This is a genomic window from Vibrio sp. 05-20-BW147 (assembly GCF_013369385.1).
Classification (GTDB): domain Bacteria; phylum Pseudomonadota; class Gammaproteobacteria; order Enterobacterales; family Vibrionaceae; genus Vibrio; species Vibrio floridensis.
The window spans coordinates 93,915-111,019 of record NZ_SZTO01000017.1 but is presented as its reverse complement, the minus strand read 5'-3'; the positions used below and the strand labels follow the sequence as shown (position 1 = coordinate 111,019).

General features: G+C 47.1%; 11 protein-coding genes and 6 tRNA genes. 11 read left to right on the top strand and 6 right to left on the bottom strand.

Translation table 11 applies throughout. From position 1 onward, the window contains the following. The first annotated feature begins 21 nt into the window (after positions 1-21). Positions 22-112 (top strand) — tRNA-Ser (locus FC652_RS15645). A 153-nt stretch (positions 113-265) separates the two neighbouring features. Here the strand turns inward: FC652_RS15645 and ilvY are convergent. Beyond that, complete coding sequence (gene ilvY, locus FC652_RS15640) at positions 266-1,156, bottom strand: HTH-type transcriptional activator IlvY (protein WP_108654637.1); 891 nt, start codon at positions 1,154-1,156, stop codon at positions 266-268. Between the two features lie 141 nt (positions 1,157-1,297). Here ilvY and ilvC point away from each other — a divergent pair, with 141 nt between their 5' ends. Beyond that, complete coding sequence (gene ilvC, locus FC652_RS15635) at positions 1,298-2,782, top strand: ketol-acid reductoisomerase (protein ID WP_176299316.1); 1,485 nt, start codon at positions 1,298-1,300, stop codon at positions 2,780-2,782. Between the two features lie 196 nt (positions 2,783-2,978). Here the strand turns inward: ilvC and FC652_RS15630 are convergent, their stop codons facing one another. From FC652_RS15630 to FC652_RS15615, 4 genes are all read right to left on the bottom strand, one after another. Next, positions 2,979-3,230 carry an accessory factor UbiK family protein gene (locus FC652_RS15630; RefSeq protein ID WP_011079097.1) on the bottom strand — a complete coding sequence of 84 codons (252 nt, stop codon included), beginning with the start codon at positions 3,228-3,230 and terminating at the stop codon, positions 2,979-2,981. 145 nt (positions 3,231-3,375) lie between these two features. Then, positions 3,376-6,495, bottom strand: a complete 3,120-nt coding sequence (gene vmeD, locus FC652_RS15625) for a multidrug efflux RND transporter permease subunit VmeD (protein WP_108654639.1) — start codon at positions 6,493-6,495, stop codon at positions 3,376-3,378. Between the two features lie 11 nt (positions 6,496-6,506). Continuing rightward, positions 6,507-7,613 carry an efflux RND transporter periplasmic adaptor subunit gene (locus FC652_RS15620; RefSeq protein WP_065090000.1) on the bottom strand — a complete coding sequence of 369 codons (1,107 nt, stop codon included), beginning with the start codon at positions 7,611-7,613 and terminating at the stop codon, positions 6,507-6,509. Between the two features lie 17 nt (positions 7,614-7,630). Continuing rightward, the gene (locus tag FC652_RS15615; protein WP_176299315.1) at positions 7,631-8,212 is read right to left on the bottom strand and encodes a TetR/AcrR family transcriptional regulator; all 582 of its coding nucleotides are present in this window, start codon (positions 8,210-8,212) and stop codon (positions 7,631-7,633) included. Between the two features lie 167 nt (positions 8,213-8,379). On the opposite strand from FC652_RS15615, the gene rep reads away from it, so the two are divergent. Beyond that, entirely contained in the window at positions 8,380-10,398 is a 2,019-nt protein-coding gene (gene rep, locus FC652_RS15610) for a DNA helicase Rep (protein ID WP_176299314.1), read from the top strand. 61 nt (positions 10,399-10,459) lie between these two features. On the opposite strand, the gene FC652_RS15605 is transcribed toward rep, so the two are convergent. After that, positions 10,460-10,864, bottom strand: a complete 405-nt coding sequence (locus FC652_RS15605; RefSeq protein WP_060532869.1) for a cytochrome c5 family protein — start codon at positions 10,862-10,864, stop codon at positions 10,460-10,462. 302 nt (positions 10,865-11,166) lie between these two features. Between FC652_RS15605 and FC652_RS15600 the strand changes: the two genes are divergently transcribed. The 8 genes from FC652_RS15600 to FC652_RS15565 all read left to right on the top strand — a co-directional run bounded on the left by FC652_RS15600 (position 11,167) and on the right by FC652_RS15565 (position 17,103). Further along, positions 11,167-11,243: transfer RNA gene (locus FC652_RS15600), tRNA-Arg, on the top strand. Between the two features lie 38 nt (positions 11,244-11,281). Then, a tRNA-His gene (locus FC652_RS15595) sits at positions 11,282-11,357 on the top strand. 26 nt (positions 11,358-11,383) lie between these two features. Beyond that, positions 11,384-11,460, top strand: a tRNA-Pro gene (locus FC652_RS15590). Between the two features lie 74 nt (positions 11,461-11,534). Beyond that, positions 11,535-11,610, top strand: a tRNA-His gene (locus FC652_RS15585). Between the two features lie 24 nt (positions 11,611-11,634). Next, positions 11,635-11,711: transfer RNA gene (locus FC652_RS15580), tRNA-Pro, on the top strand. 915 nt (positions 11,712-12,626) lie between these two features. After that, the gene (locus tag FC652_RS15575; protein WP_176299313.1) at positions 12,627-14,342 is read left to right on the top strand and encodes an ABC transporter ATP-binding protein; all 1,716 of its coding nucleotides are present in this window, start codon (positions 12,627-12,629) and stop codon (positions 14,340-14,342) included. A 75-nt stretch (positions 14,343-14,417) separates the two neighbouring features. Then, positions 14,418-15,974, top strand: coding sequence for an ABC transporter substrate-binding protein (locus tag FC652_RS15570; protein WP_176299312.1), 1,557 nt, complete (start codon positions 14,418-14,420; stop codon positions 15,972-15,974). Positions 15,975-16,125: 151 nt separating this feature from the next. After that, the gene (locus tag FC652_RS15565) at positions 16,126-17,103 is read left to right on the top strand and encodes an ABC transporter permease (RefSeq protein WP_011079105.1); all 978 of its coding nucleotides are present in this window, start codon (positions 16,126-16,128) and stop codon (positions 17,101-17,103) included. The last annotated feature ends 2 nt before the right edge of the window (positions 17,104-17,105 follow it).

Below are 17,105 nucleotides of genomic sequence, written 5' to 3'. Positions count from 1 at the left end.
CTAAGTTTTAGGACAATTTGTGGAGAGATGGCTGAGTGGTTGAAAGCACCGGTCTTGAAAACCGGCGTACGTTAATAGCGTACCTAGGGTTCAAATCCCTATCTCTCCGCCACTACATAGAAAGCCTGCAAAGTAATTTGCAGGCTTTCGTCATTTCTGGTGTTTGATAATAAGAAGGGATTTGTATCAAACCCCTAGTTGTCAAATATCAGCACTTCACCACTACTAAAAAGCTCATCGGTTTTGACAGGCTTTGCATTGCTGCTTAAATCACGATGTACTTACTTTCAGCAACTTTCCATAAGGCTTGAATTAGGGGATTTTCGAGTTGAGATTTGATGCAGCAAACCCCTAACTCAAAAGGTTTAATAGGAGCGACTTTTAGTCTCTGTATTTTCTCTTTGACTGGGCTGTTGTTGATCACAACATCCGGCGCAATACCAATACCACACCCCAAAGCTACCATACTCACAATCGCTTCATGACCTGAAACCTGAGCATAAATATTGGGTTTAATTTTCATCTTTTTAAACCAAGTATTCGCCCTTTCTCTAGCGGTACCTGCTTCAGGAACTATATAGGGGATCGCAGACCAATCAGGTTTATCACGGTTCATTTCATCCGTGAAACTGCTCACTCCTTGAGGTGCAATTACAGAGAGTGGAATTTCGCTGATGGGCTCAAAAGCCACTTTTGCTGGTACTGTGTCTGGTTTGGCGGAAATAGCAATATCAGCCTCTCCGTTCAGAATTTTATCCATGGCTTGTGCAGGATCACCGGTAGATATTTTGAATTCAATAAAAGGATGTTGTAGTCGAAATTCAGAAAGAAGTTCTGGCAAGTGGCTATAGCTGGCGGTGACGGAACAAAATAAGCGTATTTCCCCTTTGAGTTCGGTTTCTGAATAACGGTTTTGTAATTGATACTGCTGCCATTCGTTAAGCATTTTAAGTGCAACTGGCATCAGTTTTTTACCTGCAGGTGTTATTTCAACACTACGATTGTCTCTAGTGAAGAGTTGCTGGCTAGTTTCTTCTTCTAGCTTTTGAATTTGACGACTGAGCGCGGATGGACTGATGTGCATTGCTGCTGCCGTCTTGGCAAAGTTTTTACTATCACAGAGGTGAATGAATAACTGTAAGCTTTTAATGTTCATTGTATATGTCTTTCCGTGTTGCATTATTTGCAATTACTGATTGTGAATATATCACTTTGAGCAACTTAAAGTCTGTTTTAGTATGAATTCATTCGGTGAGTAACCACCGACCGTGATGGATGAATTTTAAGGAGAGCCCTGATGGCGAACTATTTCAATACTTTGAACCTTCGTGAGCAACTAGACCAATTGGGTCGTTGTCGTTTTATGGATCGTAGTGAATTCGCTACAGAGGCGGATTACCTTAAGGGTAAAAAAGTCGTCATCGTAGGTTGTGGTGCGCAAGGCCTAAACCAAGGTCTAAACATGCGTGACTCAGGTCTTGATGTTGCTTACGCACTACGTCAAGCCGCGATTGATGAGCAGCGTCAATCATACAAAAATGCTAAAGATAACGGTTTTGAAGTGGGTAGTTATGAAACGCTGATCCCTCAAGCTGATCTTGTTGTTAACTTGACACCAGATAAACAGCACACCAATGTGGTTGAAACCGTAATGCCCCTAATGAAAGAAGGCGCGGCTCTTGGCTACTCACACGGTTTTAACGTTGTTGAAGAAGGCATGCAAATCCGTAAAGATCTAACGGTTGTTATGGTGGCGCCTAAGTGTCCCGGTACAGAAGTTCGTGAAGAATACAAACGTGGCTTTGGTGTTCCTACATTGATTGCTGTTCACCCAGAGAACGATCCAAAAGGTGAGGGTTGGGACATTGCGAAAGCTTGGGCGGCTGCGACTGGTGGTCATCGTGCGGGTTGTCTTGAGTCTTCATTTGTTGCTGAAGTGAAATCAGACTTGATGGGTGAGCAAACCATTCTATGTGGCATGCTTCAAGCTGGTTCTATCGTATGTTACGAGAAGATGGTTGCGGAAGGCATTGACCCAGGTTACGCAGGTAAGTTACTGCAGTACGGTTGGGAAACCATTACCGAAGCACTGAAGTTCGGTGGTATCACACATATGATGGACCGTCTATCAAACCCAGCGAAGATCAAAGCATTTGAGCTTTCTGAAGAGCTAAAGGATCTGATGCGTCCTCTGTACAACAAACACATGGACGACATTATCTCAGGTCACTTCTCTAGCACTATGATGGCTGACTGGGCGAATGATGATGCGAATCTGCTAGGTTGGCGCGCTGAAACGGGTGAAACGGCGTTCGAAAATTACCCATCAACGGATGTTGAAATCTCTGAGCAAGAGTACTTTGACAACGGTATCTTAATGGTTGCAATGGTTCGTGCTGGCGTTGAACTGGCGTTTGAAGCAATGACGGCTTCTGGCATTATCGACGAATCGGCTTACTACGAGTCGCTGCATGAGTTACCACTTATTGCAAACACAATTGCACGTAAGCGTCTATACGAGATGAACGTGGTTATCTCAGACACAGCGGAATACGGTAACTACCTGTTTGCTAATGTGGCAACACCGCTACTTCGTGAGAAGTTTATGCCTTCGGTAGGGACAGATGTGATTGGTAAGGGGTTAGGTGAAACCTCTAATCAAGTTGATAACGCGACACTCATTGCCGTAAATGAGACTATCCGCAATCACCCTGTTGAATACATCGGTGAAGAGCTGCGTGGTTACATGACTGACATGAAACGTATCGCTGTTGGTGGCTAAGTTTCGCCTTTCCACCTATTCTCATTCTAGTGTCTAGAAAGGGGCGTTAACAAAACTCCAGGCAGACTGGGGTGATAAATACAAAAGAAAACACAACATGTAATTAAAAGGCTTGGTCTCTGACCAAGCCTTTTGTTTATTCGCTTATCTTTGCTTTAGAACGAAGAAAAACGCCCTAACTGTAGCGTTTTGGGGATTACTTATCAGCGAGCTTTGCTTCAAGCTCTGACAGTTTCTTTTCCATCTCACTGAGCTTTTGACGAGTGCGCAGTAAGACTTGCGTTTGCACATCAAACTCTTCACGGCTAACCACATCAAGCTTGTTGAGTTGGCCTTGAATGACTTGACGGATTTTTTGATCCACATCCGCGCCTAAATCCTTAACGGGTTGTGGCATAGAGTCGTGAATTTGTTTTGCAATCTGCTCAATTTTCTTTGGGTCAAACATGAGGTAGCTCCTGATTTCTTTGTTGGTATTCTATGTAATTGACTGGTGAAAGTCGCTATCTCTGGCGTAAAAAAGCGACACAGATGTGGTGTGAAAAGTAACAAAAAGGCCGCATAAGCGGCCTTTCGTTTATATTGTATCGCAATTACTGTTCTGCGATTTGGCGTTGAGCGGCTTTTGCTTCATCCACTCGAGCGAGTTTTTCCAAATCTTTATCTTCTACAAACACAGGTAGCGGTTTGTGTTTTTCAGCGAGGTAGCTGTAAATCACAGGCAACACGAATAAGGTAAACAGTGTACCAATCGCTAGGCCTGCGACGATAACGATACCGATGCTGAAGCGTTGAGCGGCGCCAGCACCCGTTGCATACATCAGTGGGATCAAACCAGCAATCATAGCCGCCGTCGTCATTAGGATTGGACGAAGACGTACTTTCGCCGCTTCCATCACCGCATCGATACGAGACCGCTTGTTATGTAACTGCTCTTCTTTGGCCACCTCACAAATCAAGATGCCGTGCTTGGTGATCAGGCCAACCAAGGTAATCAGGCCCACTTGCGAGTAGATGTTCATCGTCGCAAGACCCCATGCCAACGCAATCAAAGCACCACAGATCGCCAGTGGCACCGATACCATGATAACGATTGGATCGCGAATCGATTCAAACTGAATCGCCAATACCAAGAAGATAATCGCCAAAGCAAGACCAAAGGTGGCGTACAAGGCGCTGCCTTCAGTAACAAACTGACGAGCTTCACCCATGTAGTCATGGTTGTAGCCAGTTGGTAGCTTGCTGCTAGCAATGTTTTCGAACCAATTGATGGCATCGCCCATCGCTGTGCCTGGTGAAGGTACAGCGCCGACGGTAGCGGAGTTCAATTGGTTGAAGTGAGGCAATGAACGAGGTTCAGCGATGACATCGATGGTGATCAAGCTACCCAGAGGGACCGCTTTGCCATCGGCAGCGCGCACATAGTAGTTCTTCATCGACTCAGGGTTCAAACGCCATTTACGTTCCACTTGCGGGATCACTTCGTAAGAGCGGCCATTAAGGTCAATGCGGTTGACATAGCCGTCAGCCATCATGGTTCCTAGTGTGATGCCAATATCTTGCATCGTAACGCCATACGCGCCGGCTTTGTCTTTGTCGATCTTGATTTTCATCGTCGCAGAGTCGTATTTCAGATCCAAATCTGAATACACAAACAACGGACTTGAAGTCACTTCCGTCAGAATGTCACTGGCGATGGTGTACAAACTCTCAAAGCTATTTGGTGTGGTAATCACGAACTGGATTGGTAGACCAGAGCCTGCGCCTGGAAGTTCTGGCATTTGGAAAGCCGTCACTGCCATACCTGGGACGTTGGAAACCAAACCACCCACACGCTTAGTGATTTCCGCTTGGCTCGCTTCACGCTGGCTCCATGGCTTCAACGTTGCTAGACCAAAGGCTTGGTTAGAGTTTGGTACCCCAGTAAACACCTGAGCAAACTGAACCTCTGGCTGATCAGACAGAATTTTGTTTACGTCATTCATGGTGTTTTGTAGGTAATCCAAGTTTGCGTTGGATGGACCAGTACCCATTAACATCACCACGCCTTTATCTTCTGAAGGTGCCAATTCACTTGGAATGAACTTAAACAGAACAGGGAGCGTACCAAAAACAATCAGTGCGAAACCGATCACCACAGGGCGATGGTCCATGACCGCTTTGAGCATTTTTTCGTAGCGGTTGGTCATGCCATCTAGCACATGATGCACTTTCTCTTCAAATTTGCTTGGCTTTTCATGCGCCTTTAGCATCTTCGAACACATCATTGGCGACAGTGTTAACGCGATAATACCGGATACAAATACCGAACCCGCAAGGGTCAGAGCAAACTCTTTAAACAGCGAACCAGTGATCCCGCCCATTAGCGCAATCGGTGCGTACACCGCGCCCAGAGTGAGCGTCATAGCGATAACCGGTACCGCAATTTCACGTGTACCTATGATGGCTGCGCGGAATGGCGATTCACCCTCTTTGATGTGTCGGTCGACGTTTTCTAGTACGACGATCGCATCATCCACCACCAGACCGATAGCCAAAACCATCGCCAGCAGTGTCATCAGGTTCCACGAGAACCCCATCGCTTGCATCACCATCGCCACACCGATCAACGACAGTGGAATGGTGACGATAGGGATGATAACGGCGCGGAACGACCCCAAGAATAGGGTGATCACCACCAGTACGATCACAGCCGCTTCAACAATGGTTTTCACAACTTCGTGAATGGACTCATTGATGGCGATGGTCGAGTCGTACATCACGTTCATCTTAATATTGCTAGGCAGATTGCGCTCAAGCTGAGGAAGCAGTTCAAGGACATCTGCCGCAATGTTAATGGGGTTGGCGCTTGGTGCTGCGTTGATGGCGGCTACCACGGCTTCTTGGCCGTTTGCACTGGCACGATAAACATCGTGGCTTTTTTCTAGTGTGACTTTTGCGATATCGCCCAAGCGAATCACTTCACCATCACCCGATTTCACCACCAAGTTTTCCAGCTCTTGTACGTTAGAGACCTGAGTATCGGCACTGCCGTTGTACAGGACAAATTCGCCCGTTACCTGCCCCGTTGCTGATTGGTAGTTGTTGGCGTTGAGTACGCCCATCACGTCGGTTGCGGTGAGGCGCAGTGCGCCCATTTTGGCCGGATCCAGCCACACGCGTAGTGCGTATTTCAAGCCACCATAGAGGTCAACTTTCGACACACCATTGATGGTGAAAAGTTGTGGGTTAATCACGCGCTCTAGGTAGTCCGTGATTTGGCTTGATGACAGCTCGTCACTGGTGAAGCCGATATACAGCACCGCCGTTGTCGAACCGGTCGACATGGTCACCGTTGGGTCTTCGGCTTCTTTTGGTAACTGCGATCGAACCGAGTTCGTTTTGGCCAAAATATCCGCCAAGGCGGCATTCGGATCCGTATTGAGCTTCATGTTCACCGTGATGGTTGATTTACCCAGCACCGATTGTGAGGTCATGTAGTCAATATTATCTGCCTGCGCAACGGCTTGCTCCAAAGGTTGAGTAATGAAACCTTGGATCAAATCGGCACTGGCGCCGTAGTAACTGGTGGTTACCGTTACGACGGTATTGGTCATTTCAGGGTATTCTCGAACCTGCATCTTGAACACCGCTTGTAAGCCAAGCAAGGCGATCAAAAAGCTGATGGATACCGCTAAAACTGGACGTTTTATAAAAACATCAGTAAAGCGCATGATGCCTCCAATTACAGCATAGGGGTTTCAGCCGGAGGTGTAATCGCGTCGCTTTCGACAACACGAACCTTGGCATCGTTACTCAAGCGAACCTGGCCAGATGTCACCACCTGATCACCCACTTTTACGCCATCGAGAATATGTGCGATATTCCCAGTGCGTTCACCCACTTTCACCACATGTTGTTTCACACGTTGCACGCCGTCTTCTTCCGTTAGAATGTAAACATTGTCACCGTAGAGCGTAAATGTGATCGCCGTTTGTGGCAGTGTGACTTGGTCTTCTAACTTCGGCAGAATGATGTTAGCGCGGGCAAACATACCACTACGCAGTTTTCCGTCGCTGTTTGGAATATCTGCTTGTATTTGAATCAAACCACTTTGGATATTGACCGCTGGTTCAATCGCAGTGATTGAGCCTTTGAATGGGTTTTGCGGATAAGCATCGACAAAAATATCCACTTCCTGGCCGAGATTGATGCGAGAAATATCGTTTTGCGGCACGGTAAAACGTAAGCGCATCACGCTGGTGTCTTCCAAACGTACGATATCAGAGCCTGCTTGCAGATATTGGCCTAGGTAGACATTACGAATACCAATAACGCCTGAAAATGGCGCTTTGATTTCACGGCGTGCAATCGAGGCTTTCAAGCTTTCAATATCGGCTTTTAACGAGTAGTAATTGGCTCCAGCTTCATCATACGCTTCTTTTGAAATCGAGCCTTTTTTGAAGAGGCCTTGATAGCGTTTGTACTTCGCTTCTGCCGCTGGCAGTTTTGCTTCACTGCTCTTCAGGTTGGCTTTTTCTACATCGGAGTCGAGCAGAACAAGCGGTTGACCTTCTTTGACTTGCGTGCCTGATTCAAAGCGGATCTGTTTAATGACACCGCTGGTTTCATTGGCAATCGTCACACCTTGGTTGGGTTCGATAAAACCGATCGCTTCAATCACAGGTACCCAGTCGACCGGTTTCACTTCTGTGACCGTTACTGGGAACTCTGGCTCAGGACGATTTGCCATGTATTCGGCAATTTTCTTTTGTTTGAAGAGGTTGAAACCTATCACGCTGCCAAACAGCAGAATGGCGATAAGTAACATAAAAAAGGTCCACTTTTTCATTCTATTAAGAACTCCAATTAGTGATTAATGATTGCATCCCAGCTGGCTTCGATGGCAGCGTCAAGTGCCTTGTCATCCAGTTGGTAAAAGCCTAATGCGTGTTTTTTCGCTAGCCTGACGCTGGTCTCCAAACTTAGACCAAACAAAATTTCGTTATCCAGCGTTTTGAACACCCCTTGCTCCTTGCCCATATCGAACATTAAAGCAACTTGGTGAAACATTTTCTTCTCTAGCTCGCGGGTTTTGTGGCTATTCAAGCAAGGTAGTGATTCATACTGAATACGGTTGCTCAAAGTAGACAAGTTTGAAGCCGCTAAATTCCATGTGTTTAGCCACATGGTGCGATATTGTTGTTTCAAAGGCATATCACGGGTTACGTTGGCTTGAATCGCCGTGGCAACTCGTTGAGTAATACGTAGCCTGAGTTCATCCAGCAGGTGTTCTTTATCGTCAAAATAACGATAAATCGTACCGGCTGCGACGCCTGCTTCTTTGGCCAATTTACTCATCGATAGACCCTGAAAACCGGACTCCGCAATCAACTTCTCTGCCGCAGCTAGGATTTGTTGTTGCTTGTCGTTCTGCTCTTCAGATGACATGGGTTATCCACCAGTGAATGAACGTTCATTCATTATAGCGGAAACAACAGCCATATTGGCAAGTGCTATGTGTGCTATTGAGTAAAAATCTTGTCAATGAGGCAATGGCAATCTCATCACTCGACGACTATTATATGGGCCTCGATTTTTGACCACAGATAAGCACTATGAAACTGAATCCAAGACAAGACGAAGCCGTGAAATACGTATCAGGTCCCTGCCTCGTGCTTGCGGGTGCGGGTTCAGGCAAAACACGAGTGATCACCAATAAGATTGCCTATTTGGTGCAACAGTGTGGCTACAAAGCGCGTAATATTGCGGCGGTCACCTTCACCAATAAAGCCGCACGTGAGATGAAAGAACGTGTGGGGCAAACGCTGGGGAAGGGGGAATCAAAAGGCCTGATGGTGTCAACCTTCCACACGCTTGGTTTGAACATCATCAAACGAGAGTATCGCCATCTGGGGTTGAAGTCGGGCTTTTCCTTGTTTGACGATCAAGATCAGCTTGCACTGCTTAAAGAGCTGACTGAAAAACAGCTGGATGGCGATAAAGATTTGCTGCGTCAGTTGATGAGCACCATCTCAAATTGGAAAAACGACATGCTCTCACCAGAGCAGGCTGTGGCACGCGCGCAAGGCGAACAGCAGCAGTTGTTTGCCTTCTGTTTTGAGATGTATCAGAAGCAGATGAAAGCGTACAACGCCCTTGACTTTGATGATCTTATCTTGCTGCCAGTGTTACTCCTTCGTGGGCATGATGAGGTGCGTCAATACTGGCAAAATCGTATCCGTTACCTTCTGGTTGATGAGTATCAAGACACCAACACCAGTCAATATGAACTGGTGAAACTGCTGGTGGGTGAGCGCGGACGATTAACCGTGGTTGGGGATGATGATCAATCGATTTATTCTTGGCGTGGGGCGAAACCACAAAATTTAGTGTTGCTGGGGCAAGATTACCCTAACTTACGCCTGATTAAATTGGAGCAAAACTACCGTTCGACCAGTCGTATTTTGCGCGCGGCGAATATCTTGATTGCCAATAACCCACACGTGTATGAAAAGTCGCTCTTCTCGGAAATTCCCGATGGTGAAAAACTCAAAGTGCTGTTGGCCAATAACGATGAACATGAGGCGGAGCGTGTCACGGGGGAAATCATTGCCCACAAGTTTCTCAATCGCACCGACTATCGAGACTATGCCATCCTTTACCGTGGTAACCATCAATCGCGTCTCATCGAAAAGTCGCTGATGCAAAACCGCGTTCCTTATCGACTGTCTGGTGGTACGTCTTTCTTCGCGCGCGCGGAGATCAAAGACATCATGGCGTATTTGCGAGTGTTGGTGAATCCTGATGATGACAACGCATTTTTGCGCATCGTCAACACACCCAAGCGTGAAATTGGCCCTGTGACGCTGGAGAAGTTAGGCAGCTATGCCAACATGCGTGGCAAAAGTTTATTTGAAGCCAGCTTTGAACTTGGCCTTGAGCAGCATCTGACCGGACGTGGTCTCGACAATTTGCGGCGCTTTACTCATTGGCTGGTGGCGATTGCCGATCAAGCGGAGCGAGGGGATACCGTAGAAGCAGTGCGCTCGTTGGTGCGAGACATTCATTATGAGGATTGGTTGTACGAAACATCTGCCAGCCCGAAAGCCGCAGAAATGCGCATGAAAAACGTCTCTGATCTCTACTCTTGGATTGTCGCCGATTTAGAAGGTGACAATAACGATCAAGAAGAGAAAACGTTGAAAGAAGTGGTTCAACGTTTGACACTGCGTGACATCATGGAACGTGGTGAAGAAGATGAAGACAGTGATGCCGTACAACTGATGACACTGCATGCGTCTAAAGGTCTGGAATTTCCATATGTGTACCTGATCGGGACTGAAGAAGGGATATTACCGCACCAAACCAGTATCGATGAAGATAACGTCGAGGAAGAACGTCGCTTAATGTACGTTGGCATTACGCGTGCGCAGCGAGAGCTGACTTTCGTGATGTGTAAAGAGCGTCGTCAGTATGGGGAGTTGATCAAACCCAGCCAAAGTCGCTTCCTAGACGAGTTGCCTTTCGATGATGTGGAATGGGAACAAACCAAAAAGCCAGTGACACAGGAAGAAAGAATGGCCAAAGGCCAAGCGCACATTGCCAACTTACGTGCCATGTTCAACAAGAAGTAGCGTTAGTCAAATAAGAAAAGGGCTTGGAAAACCAAGCCCTTCTGCTTTAAGAAACTTTGTTTTATAGACCTTTGATCATGTGATCAATCGCGGCAATGATTTCGTCGTCAGAACAGTCCATACAAGTACCGCGAGCAGGCATGGCATTAAAGCCCTCAATCGCGTGCTTGTTCAACACATCATGACCTTGTGCGATACGAGGTGCCCAATCTGCAGCATTACCTGTTTTTGGTGCGCCATTTACCCCAGACGAGTGACAAGCAATACAAAAAGTGCCGTAAACTGTTGCGCCATCACGTGGTCCGGTTGGTTCAGCTTTAACGGGCTCACTACCGGCTAGATAAACATCACCTACTGGCTTGATGCGCTCTGCAATGGCATCGTGGTCAGTACTGGTCGCCATAGCTGCCGTAGAAAAGGTTAAAGCAGCGAATAAAACGCTAATCATTCGTCGAGACATATCCATTAAACTCACTTTACATTCCCAAGGTAAGTCAGCTGGCTTACCAAACATTTATATAGTTAGAGTGCTGTTTTGATTTAGCAGTCAACTGCAGCTGTTAAATCAATGTAAATAATGGGTGATTATATCCCGTTAACTTGTTGCAATAAACAACAAGTTATCAGCTACAGGGTCTGAATCACATCTGTTATTTACATTTGTTGCCAGATAACTGACGAAAAAGAGACCAAACGGAAAAAAAACTAAAAAAAACACTAGACGACATAGTGTGAACTACGTATTATTCCACTCCGCCGATAGGGCATGCGCCCGTAGCTCAGCTGGATAGAGCGTTGGCCTCCGGAGCCAAAGGTCGAAGGTTCGAATCCTTTCGGGCGCGCCATTTGGATGCCTGGGGGAGATATCGGTGAAAAAACAATGGTGGCTATAGCTCAGTTGGTAGAGTCCCGGATTGTGATTCCGGTTGTCGCGGGTTCGAGTCCCGTTAGCCACCCCATTCTTTTCTAAGAATGAAACATTTGTCGGTGAATAGCGCAGCTTGGTAGCGCATCTGGTTTGGGACCAGAGGGTCGGGGGTTCGAATCCCTCTTCACCGACCACTATTATTTGAGTTTTGCCTAAGGCGAGACTCAGGTTTATGGCTTAAATAAGCGGTAAACATGACAATCTGATGGTGGCTATAGCTCAGTTGGTAGAGTCCCGGATTGTGATTCCGGTTGTCGCGGGTTCGAGTCCCGTTAGCCACCCCATTCTTTGTTTAAAGAATCAAATTTCGGTGAATAGCGCAGCTTGGTAGCGCATCTGGTTTGGGACCAGAGGGTCGGGGGTTCGAATCCCTCTTCACCGACCACATTCTAAAGCCTCACTAGCAATAGTGGGGCTTTTTTACATCTTGTATTAAATGCAGATGATTTTGTGTGCATACTGGGTCGGGGTCTGGAAGCCCAGCCGCGTCGAATTCCTCTTCACGCCCACCGTAGAAAGCCTGCTTTTATAGCAGGCTTTCGTCGTTTTGGCGTCGTGGACTAAAGCGTCTGTGCGATCTTCTTCTCTCTACCTTCTCTCTAAGGTTCTCATTTTCTTGCCGCAACCCACGAGCCTTACTGGGTATGCTGATGCGCTCGCTTTTGTCTCTGATGAGAGATTTTTAAGGCTTGCTAAGTGGAGTTGCTGATGAACCTCTCAATCTGAGAGGAAATCTCCCCTTTCTCATAACGCGTGGCTTTTTTGTGTCTATATTTTAGTTTCTTGGCATTTAACACTCTGATTTTCAAACACCAGTGAGTTGCTGATGCTGTGAAGGAAAAACACAGCGGATGGCCAGTGTCTATAATTCCATATTTAGCATTTTATGCTTAATGATTAGTTACACACTAAGCGTATTAACTGGTTTTTCTAAATGGAATAAAGTGTTGTTTTGTATTTGTTAATATTCACATGAAAAAATCTCACGGATGATTATGATGAATGATGGGTCATTTTTGGCGACATTTTCTAGCAAAAATGCCAACTGGCACACAAAAAGTGTTGCGCTGATTTTTGTTAAATATCTATTAACGAATATTTATTCGATATTTTTGCCTTGAAATTAACCGATTGCTGGCCGTTAAACTTTAATTGTTGCTTTTTTGTGTGTTTTTTGCCAAATTGTGTTCCGACCTGATTTTTAGAGTAATATTCTGCAATCAGAAGGGATTCATTGGTTTGTTGAATGATCATCGTGTTTGATTATTCAGCACCACAGACAAGGCAGTAGAGGTCTGAAATGTCACTATTAGAAGTGAAAAATCTTCGTATCGAGTATCCATCGCGGCATGGGGTTCATGCGGCGGTGAAATCGTTGTCGTTTAATATTGAACGAGGCGAAATTGTTGGCGTCGTCGGTGAGTCGGGTGCGGGCAAGTCAACCGTAGGTAATGCGGTGAGCGATTTGTTGAGCCCTCCTGGTCGTATTGCCAGCGGTGAGGTGTTCCTTGATGGCGAAAAAATTTCAGGCCTTTCTCCAGAAGCAATGCGCAAAGTGCGTGGTTCTAAAATTGGTTTTATCTTCCAAGATCCCATGACCTCGCTCAATCCTCTCTTTACTGTTGAACAGCAGCTAAAAGAAACCATTCACGCCAATATGAATGTCTCTGACGAAGAGGCTTACACGCGCGCATTGTCATTAATGAAGCAGGTGGGCATCCCTCAACCTGAAAACCGCTTAAAGCAGTATCCTCACCAGTTTTCTGGCGGTATGCGTCAGCGTGTGGTGATTGCGATTGCCCTAGCAGGCGAGCCGGATTTGATCATTGCCGATGAACCCACCACGGCACTCGATGTGTCGATTCAAGACCAAATTCTCAGCCTGATCCGCGAGCTATGCATTAAGCACAACGTGGGGTGCATGTTGGTCACGCACGACATGGGCGTGGTATCGAACGTGACAGATCGTGTTGCCGTTATGTACCGAGGTGACTTGGTTGAATTTGGCCCTACGGCCAAAGTGTTGGGTAACCCAGATCATCCTTATACGCGCAGCTTGATTTCCGCGGTACCACGTTCGGATAGGAAGCTTGATCGTTTCCCTCTGGTCAGCTACATCGAAGAAGCGAGCGAATTGCAGCCTCTTGATATTAAGAATCACTGGCTGGGTCAAAGTGAAGATCAGAGAAAATACACCGGGCCACTGCTTAATGTGGAAAATGTTAACTTGCGTTTCGTCACTAAAGACTCGCTGTTTGAGAGCCGTCGTGAGTATGTGCAGGCATCAAATAACGTTAGCTTCCAAGTGCATGAAGGGGAAACCTTTGGCTTGGTGGGGGAATCGGGTTCGGGTAAATCCACTATCGCACGAGTGATCGCGGGGCTGTATGCGCCTAACTCTGGTAAGGTGACGTTTGAAGGTATTGATCTTACTGCGTTGACGTCAGAAAAAGCGCGCCGTCCTTTACGTCGCCAAATGCAGATGGTCTTCCAAAATCCATACACTTCGATGAACCCGCGTATGAAGATTTTCGACATCATCGCGGAGCCCATTCGTTTCCATAAACTGACCAACAGTGAAGCGGAAACGCGCCAAATCGTGAACGATCTCTTGGAGCACGTTGGCTTAGGGCGAATGGCCGGGGTGAAATATCCACATGAATTTTCGGGTGGCCAGCGTCAGCGTATTTCGATTGCGCGCGCATTGGCGACTCGTCCACGTCTTTTAATTTGTGATGAGCCAACCTCGGCACTGGATGTCTCGGTTCAAGCACAGATTCTGAATTTGCTCAAAGATCTACAAAGCGAACTGAACTTAACCATGCTGTTTATCAGTCATGACCTTCCGGTTATCCGCCAAATGTGTGACCGAGTGGGTGTGATGCAGATGGGGACCTTGCTCGAAGTCGCACCGACTGAGCAACTGTTCCGCTCTCCACAGCATGAGTACAGTAAGCACCTGATTTCCTTGATGCCAGAGTTCACTGGTTTGAGGGAAGAGGTGAAAACGGCATAACCAAGCTTGCTTGGCACAATAACAGACGCAAATACAACAACTAGGGATTCGGATTCCCGCATAAGGAGTTATGCAATGAAAACCATGAAAAGCAAACTGACCGTGGCTTTAATGGCAGCAGGCCTAAGCCTGAGTGCTGCTGCGGCAGACATCAAAGTTGCTTATGATGCAGATCCAGTGTCACTTGACCCGCATGAGCAGTTGTCTGGTGGTACGCTACAAATGTCACACATGGTGTTTGATCCACTAGTTCGTTATACCCAGAAATTGGATTTTGAACCTCGCTTGGCTGAAAAATGGGAACGTGTTAACGACACCACTTACCGCTTCCAGCTACGTAAAGGGGTGAAGTTCCATTCCGGTAACGAACTGACGGCTGATGATGTCGTGTGGACGTTCGCTCGTCTAAAAGATTCTCCAGACTTCAAAGCGATCTTTGAACCGTATGAAAAAATGGTCAAAGTGGACGATTACACGGTTGAGTTGGTGTCCAAAGGGGCTTACCCATTGGTACTACAAACTGCCACTTACATCTTCCCGATGGACAGCAAGTTCTACTCTGGCACGACAGCCGATGGCAAAGACAAAGCGGAAGTGGTGAAGCACGGTAACTCATTTGCTTCGACCAACGTTTCTGGTACCGGCCCGTTCATCGTTACTTCTCGTGAGCAAGGTGTGAAGGTCGAGTTTGAGCGCTTCAAGGATTACTGGGACAAAGAGTCAAAAGGTAACGTTGATAAGCTGACGCTTGTGCCAATCAAAGAAGACGCGACACGTGTGGCTGCGCTCCTTTCTGGTGGTGTTGACATGATTGCGCCGGTTGCGCCTAACGATCACCAACGTGTGAAAGATGCGAAAGGCATCGAGCTTGTGACGCTGCCTGGTACGCGCATCATCACTTTCCAAATGAACCAAAACAGCCATGAAGCGCTGAAAGATGTGCGCGTGCGTCAAGCGATCGTTCATGCCATCAACAATGAAGGCATTGTTGATAAAATCATGAAAGGTTTTGCGACAGCGGCTGGCCAGCAGGGCCCTGAAGGCTACGCGGGCTACAACGCGGAGCTGGTTCCTCGTTTCGATCTGAAAAAAGCGAAGCAGTTGATGAAAGAAGCGGGTTATGAGAAAGGCTTTACGCTGACGATGATCGCGCCGAACAACCGTTACGTTAACGATGCGAAAGTGGCTCAAGCGGCGTCTGCCATGCTATCGAAAATCGGTATCAAGGTAGACCTAAAGACCATGCCTAAAGCGCAATACTGGCCTGAGTTTGATAAGTGTGCAGCAGATATGTTGATGATCGGCTGGCACTCAGACACAGAAGATTCGGCGAACTTCTCTGAGTTCCTCACCATGACGCGTAACGAAGAAACGGGCCGTGGTCAGTACAACTGTGGTCACTACTCAAACCCAGAAGTGGACAAGTTGGTGGAAGCGGCAAACGTAGAAACCGATCCTACCAAACGAGCAGCGATGCTACAGAAAGTAGAAGCTACGTTGTACAACGAAGCGGCATTCGTTCCTCTACACTGGCAAAACCTAGCGTGGGGCGCGAAATCTACGCTGGATATCAAACCAATCGTCAACGCGATGGACTTCCCATACTTTGGTGACTTGGTAGTTAAAGAGTAACACTCGCTTTCTCCCACTCAAGCGTTGGGTGGGATGAGTGATTTTAGGCGCTCAACTTTGTTTCAGTCGGGTTGAGCGCCGTTTTCAGACTGAAGTTTATATGGCCGTGATAGCGAACGGGCATAGTCATGGATAGCAAAAGGGGCAAGGAATGTTTTCGTTTCTGGTCAAGCGCCTGTTTCAGGCACTGATAGTGATGTTTGTGATCAGTTTAGTGGCGTTTGCCATTCAGGATAACCTAGGCGACCCGTTGCGTGAGCTAGTGGGCCAGTCAGTTTCAGAAGCAGAGCGCCAAGCGCTGCGAGATGAACTTGGTCTAAACGATCCCTTTATCACCAAATACACACGCTTTATCGGCGCTGCATTGCAGGGCGATTTAGGCACTTCATACTTTTTTAAACGTCCTGCGGTGGATGTGATTCTTGATAAACTCGTTGCCACCCTAGAGTTGGTGTTTGGCGCGACCGTATTAATCATCGTCTTTTCGATCCCGCTTGGGGTTTATTCCGCGATTCATCCGAAGAGTTTCTTTACCAAAGTGGTCATGGCAGGCAGCAGCATCGGTATTTCGATCCCCGTCTTCTTAACCGCGATCATGCTGATGTACGTCTTCTCGATTGAGCTGCAATGGCTGCCATCCTATGGGCGAGGGGAAACGTATAACCTACTCGGTTGGGAATCGGGCTTTTTTACTATTGATGGCTTAAAGCACTTAGTGCTGCCTTGTATCGCGTTGGCGTCGATCATGCTGCCACTGTTTATTCGTCTGGTGCGTTCAGAAATGCTGGAAGTGCTGAGTTCGGAATACATCAAATTTGCCAAGGCGAAAGGTCTCGCGCTGAACAAAATTTATTACCAACATGCGCTCAAAAATACCATGCTGCCAGTGTTAACCGTTGGTGGCGTGCAGATTGGTACCATGGTGGCGTACACCATTTTGACTGAAACCGTGTTCCAATGGCCGGGAACGGGCTTCCTTTTCCTTGAGGCGATCAACCGCGTGGATACCCCACTGATCACCGCTTACGTCATTTTTGTCGGACTGATTTTCGTGGTGACCAACACCATCGTTGACCTGCTGTATGGCTTAATCAACCCGACCGTGAACTTAACAGGCAAAGGAGCATAATC

Coding starts and splice junctions, on each gene's coding strand:
- ilvY (WP_108654637.1), bottom strand. CDS start 1,156: ATGAACATTAAAAGCTTACAGTTATTCATTCACCTCTGTGATAGTAAA.
- ilvC (WP_176299316.1), top strand. CDS start 1,298: ATGGCGAACTATTTCAATACTTTGAACCTTCGTGAGCAACTAGACCAA.
- FC652_RS15630 (WP_011079097.1), bottom strand. CDS start 3,230: ATGTTTGACCCAAAGAAAATTGAGCAGATTGCAAAACAAATTCACGAC.
- vmeD (WP_108654639.1), bottom strand. CDS start 6,495: ATGCGCTTTACTGATGTTTTTATAAAACGTCCAGTTTTAGCGGTATCC.
- FC652_RS15620 (WP_065090000.1), bottom strand. CDS start 7,613: ATGAAAAAGTGGACCTTTTTTATGTTACTTATCGCCATTCTGCTGTTT.
- FC652_RS15615 (WP_176299315.1), bottom strand. CDS start 8,212: ATGTCATCTGAAGAGCAGAACGACAAGCAACAACAAATCCTAGCTGCG.
- rep (WP_176299314.1), top strand. CDS start 8,380: ATGAAACTGAATCCAAGACAAGACGAAGCCGTGAAATACGTATCAGGT.
- FC652_RS15605 (WP_060532869.1), bottom strand. CDS start 10,864: ATGGATATGTCTCGACGAATGATTAGCGTTTTATTCGCTGCTTTAACC.
- FC652_RS15575 (WP_176299313.1), top strand. CDS start 12,627: ATGTCACTATTAGAAGTGAAAAATCTTCGTATCGAGTATCCATCGCGG.
- FC652_RS15570 (WP_176299312.1), top strand. CDS start 14,418: ATGAAAACCATGAAAAGCAAACTGACCGTGGCTTTAATGGCAGCAGGC.
- FC652_RS15565 (WP_011079105.1), top strand. CDS start 16,126: ATGTTTTCGTTTCTGGTCAAGCGCCTGTTTCAGGCACTGATAGTGATG.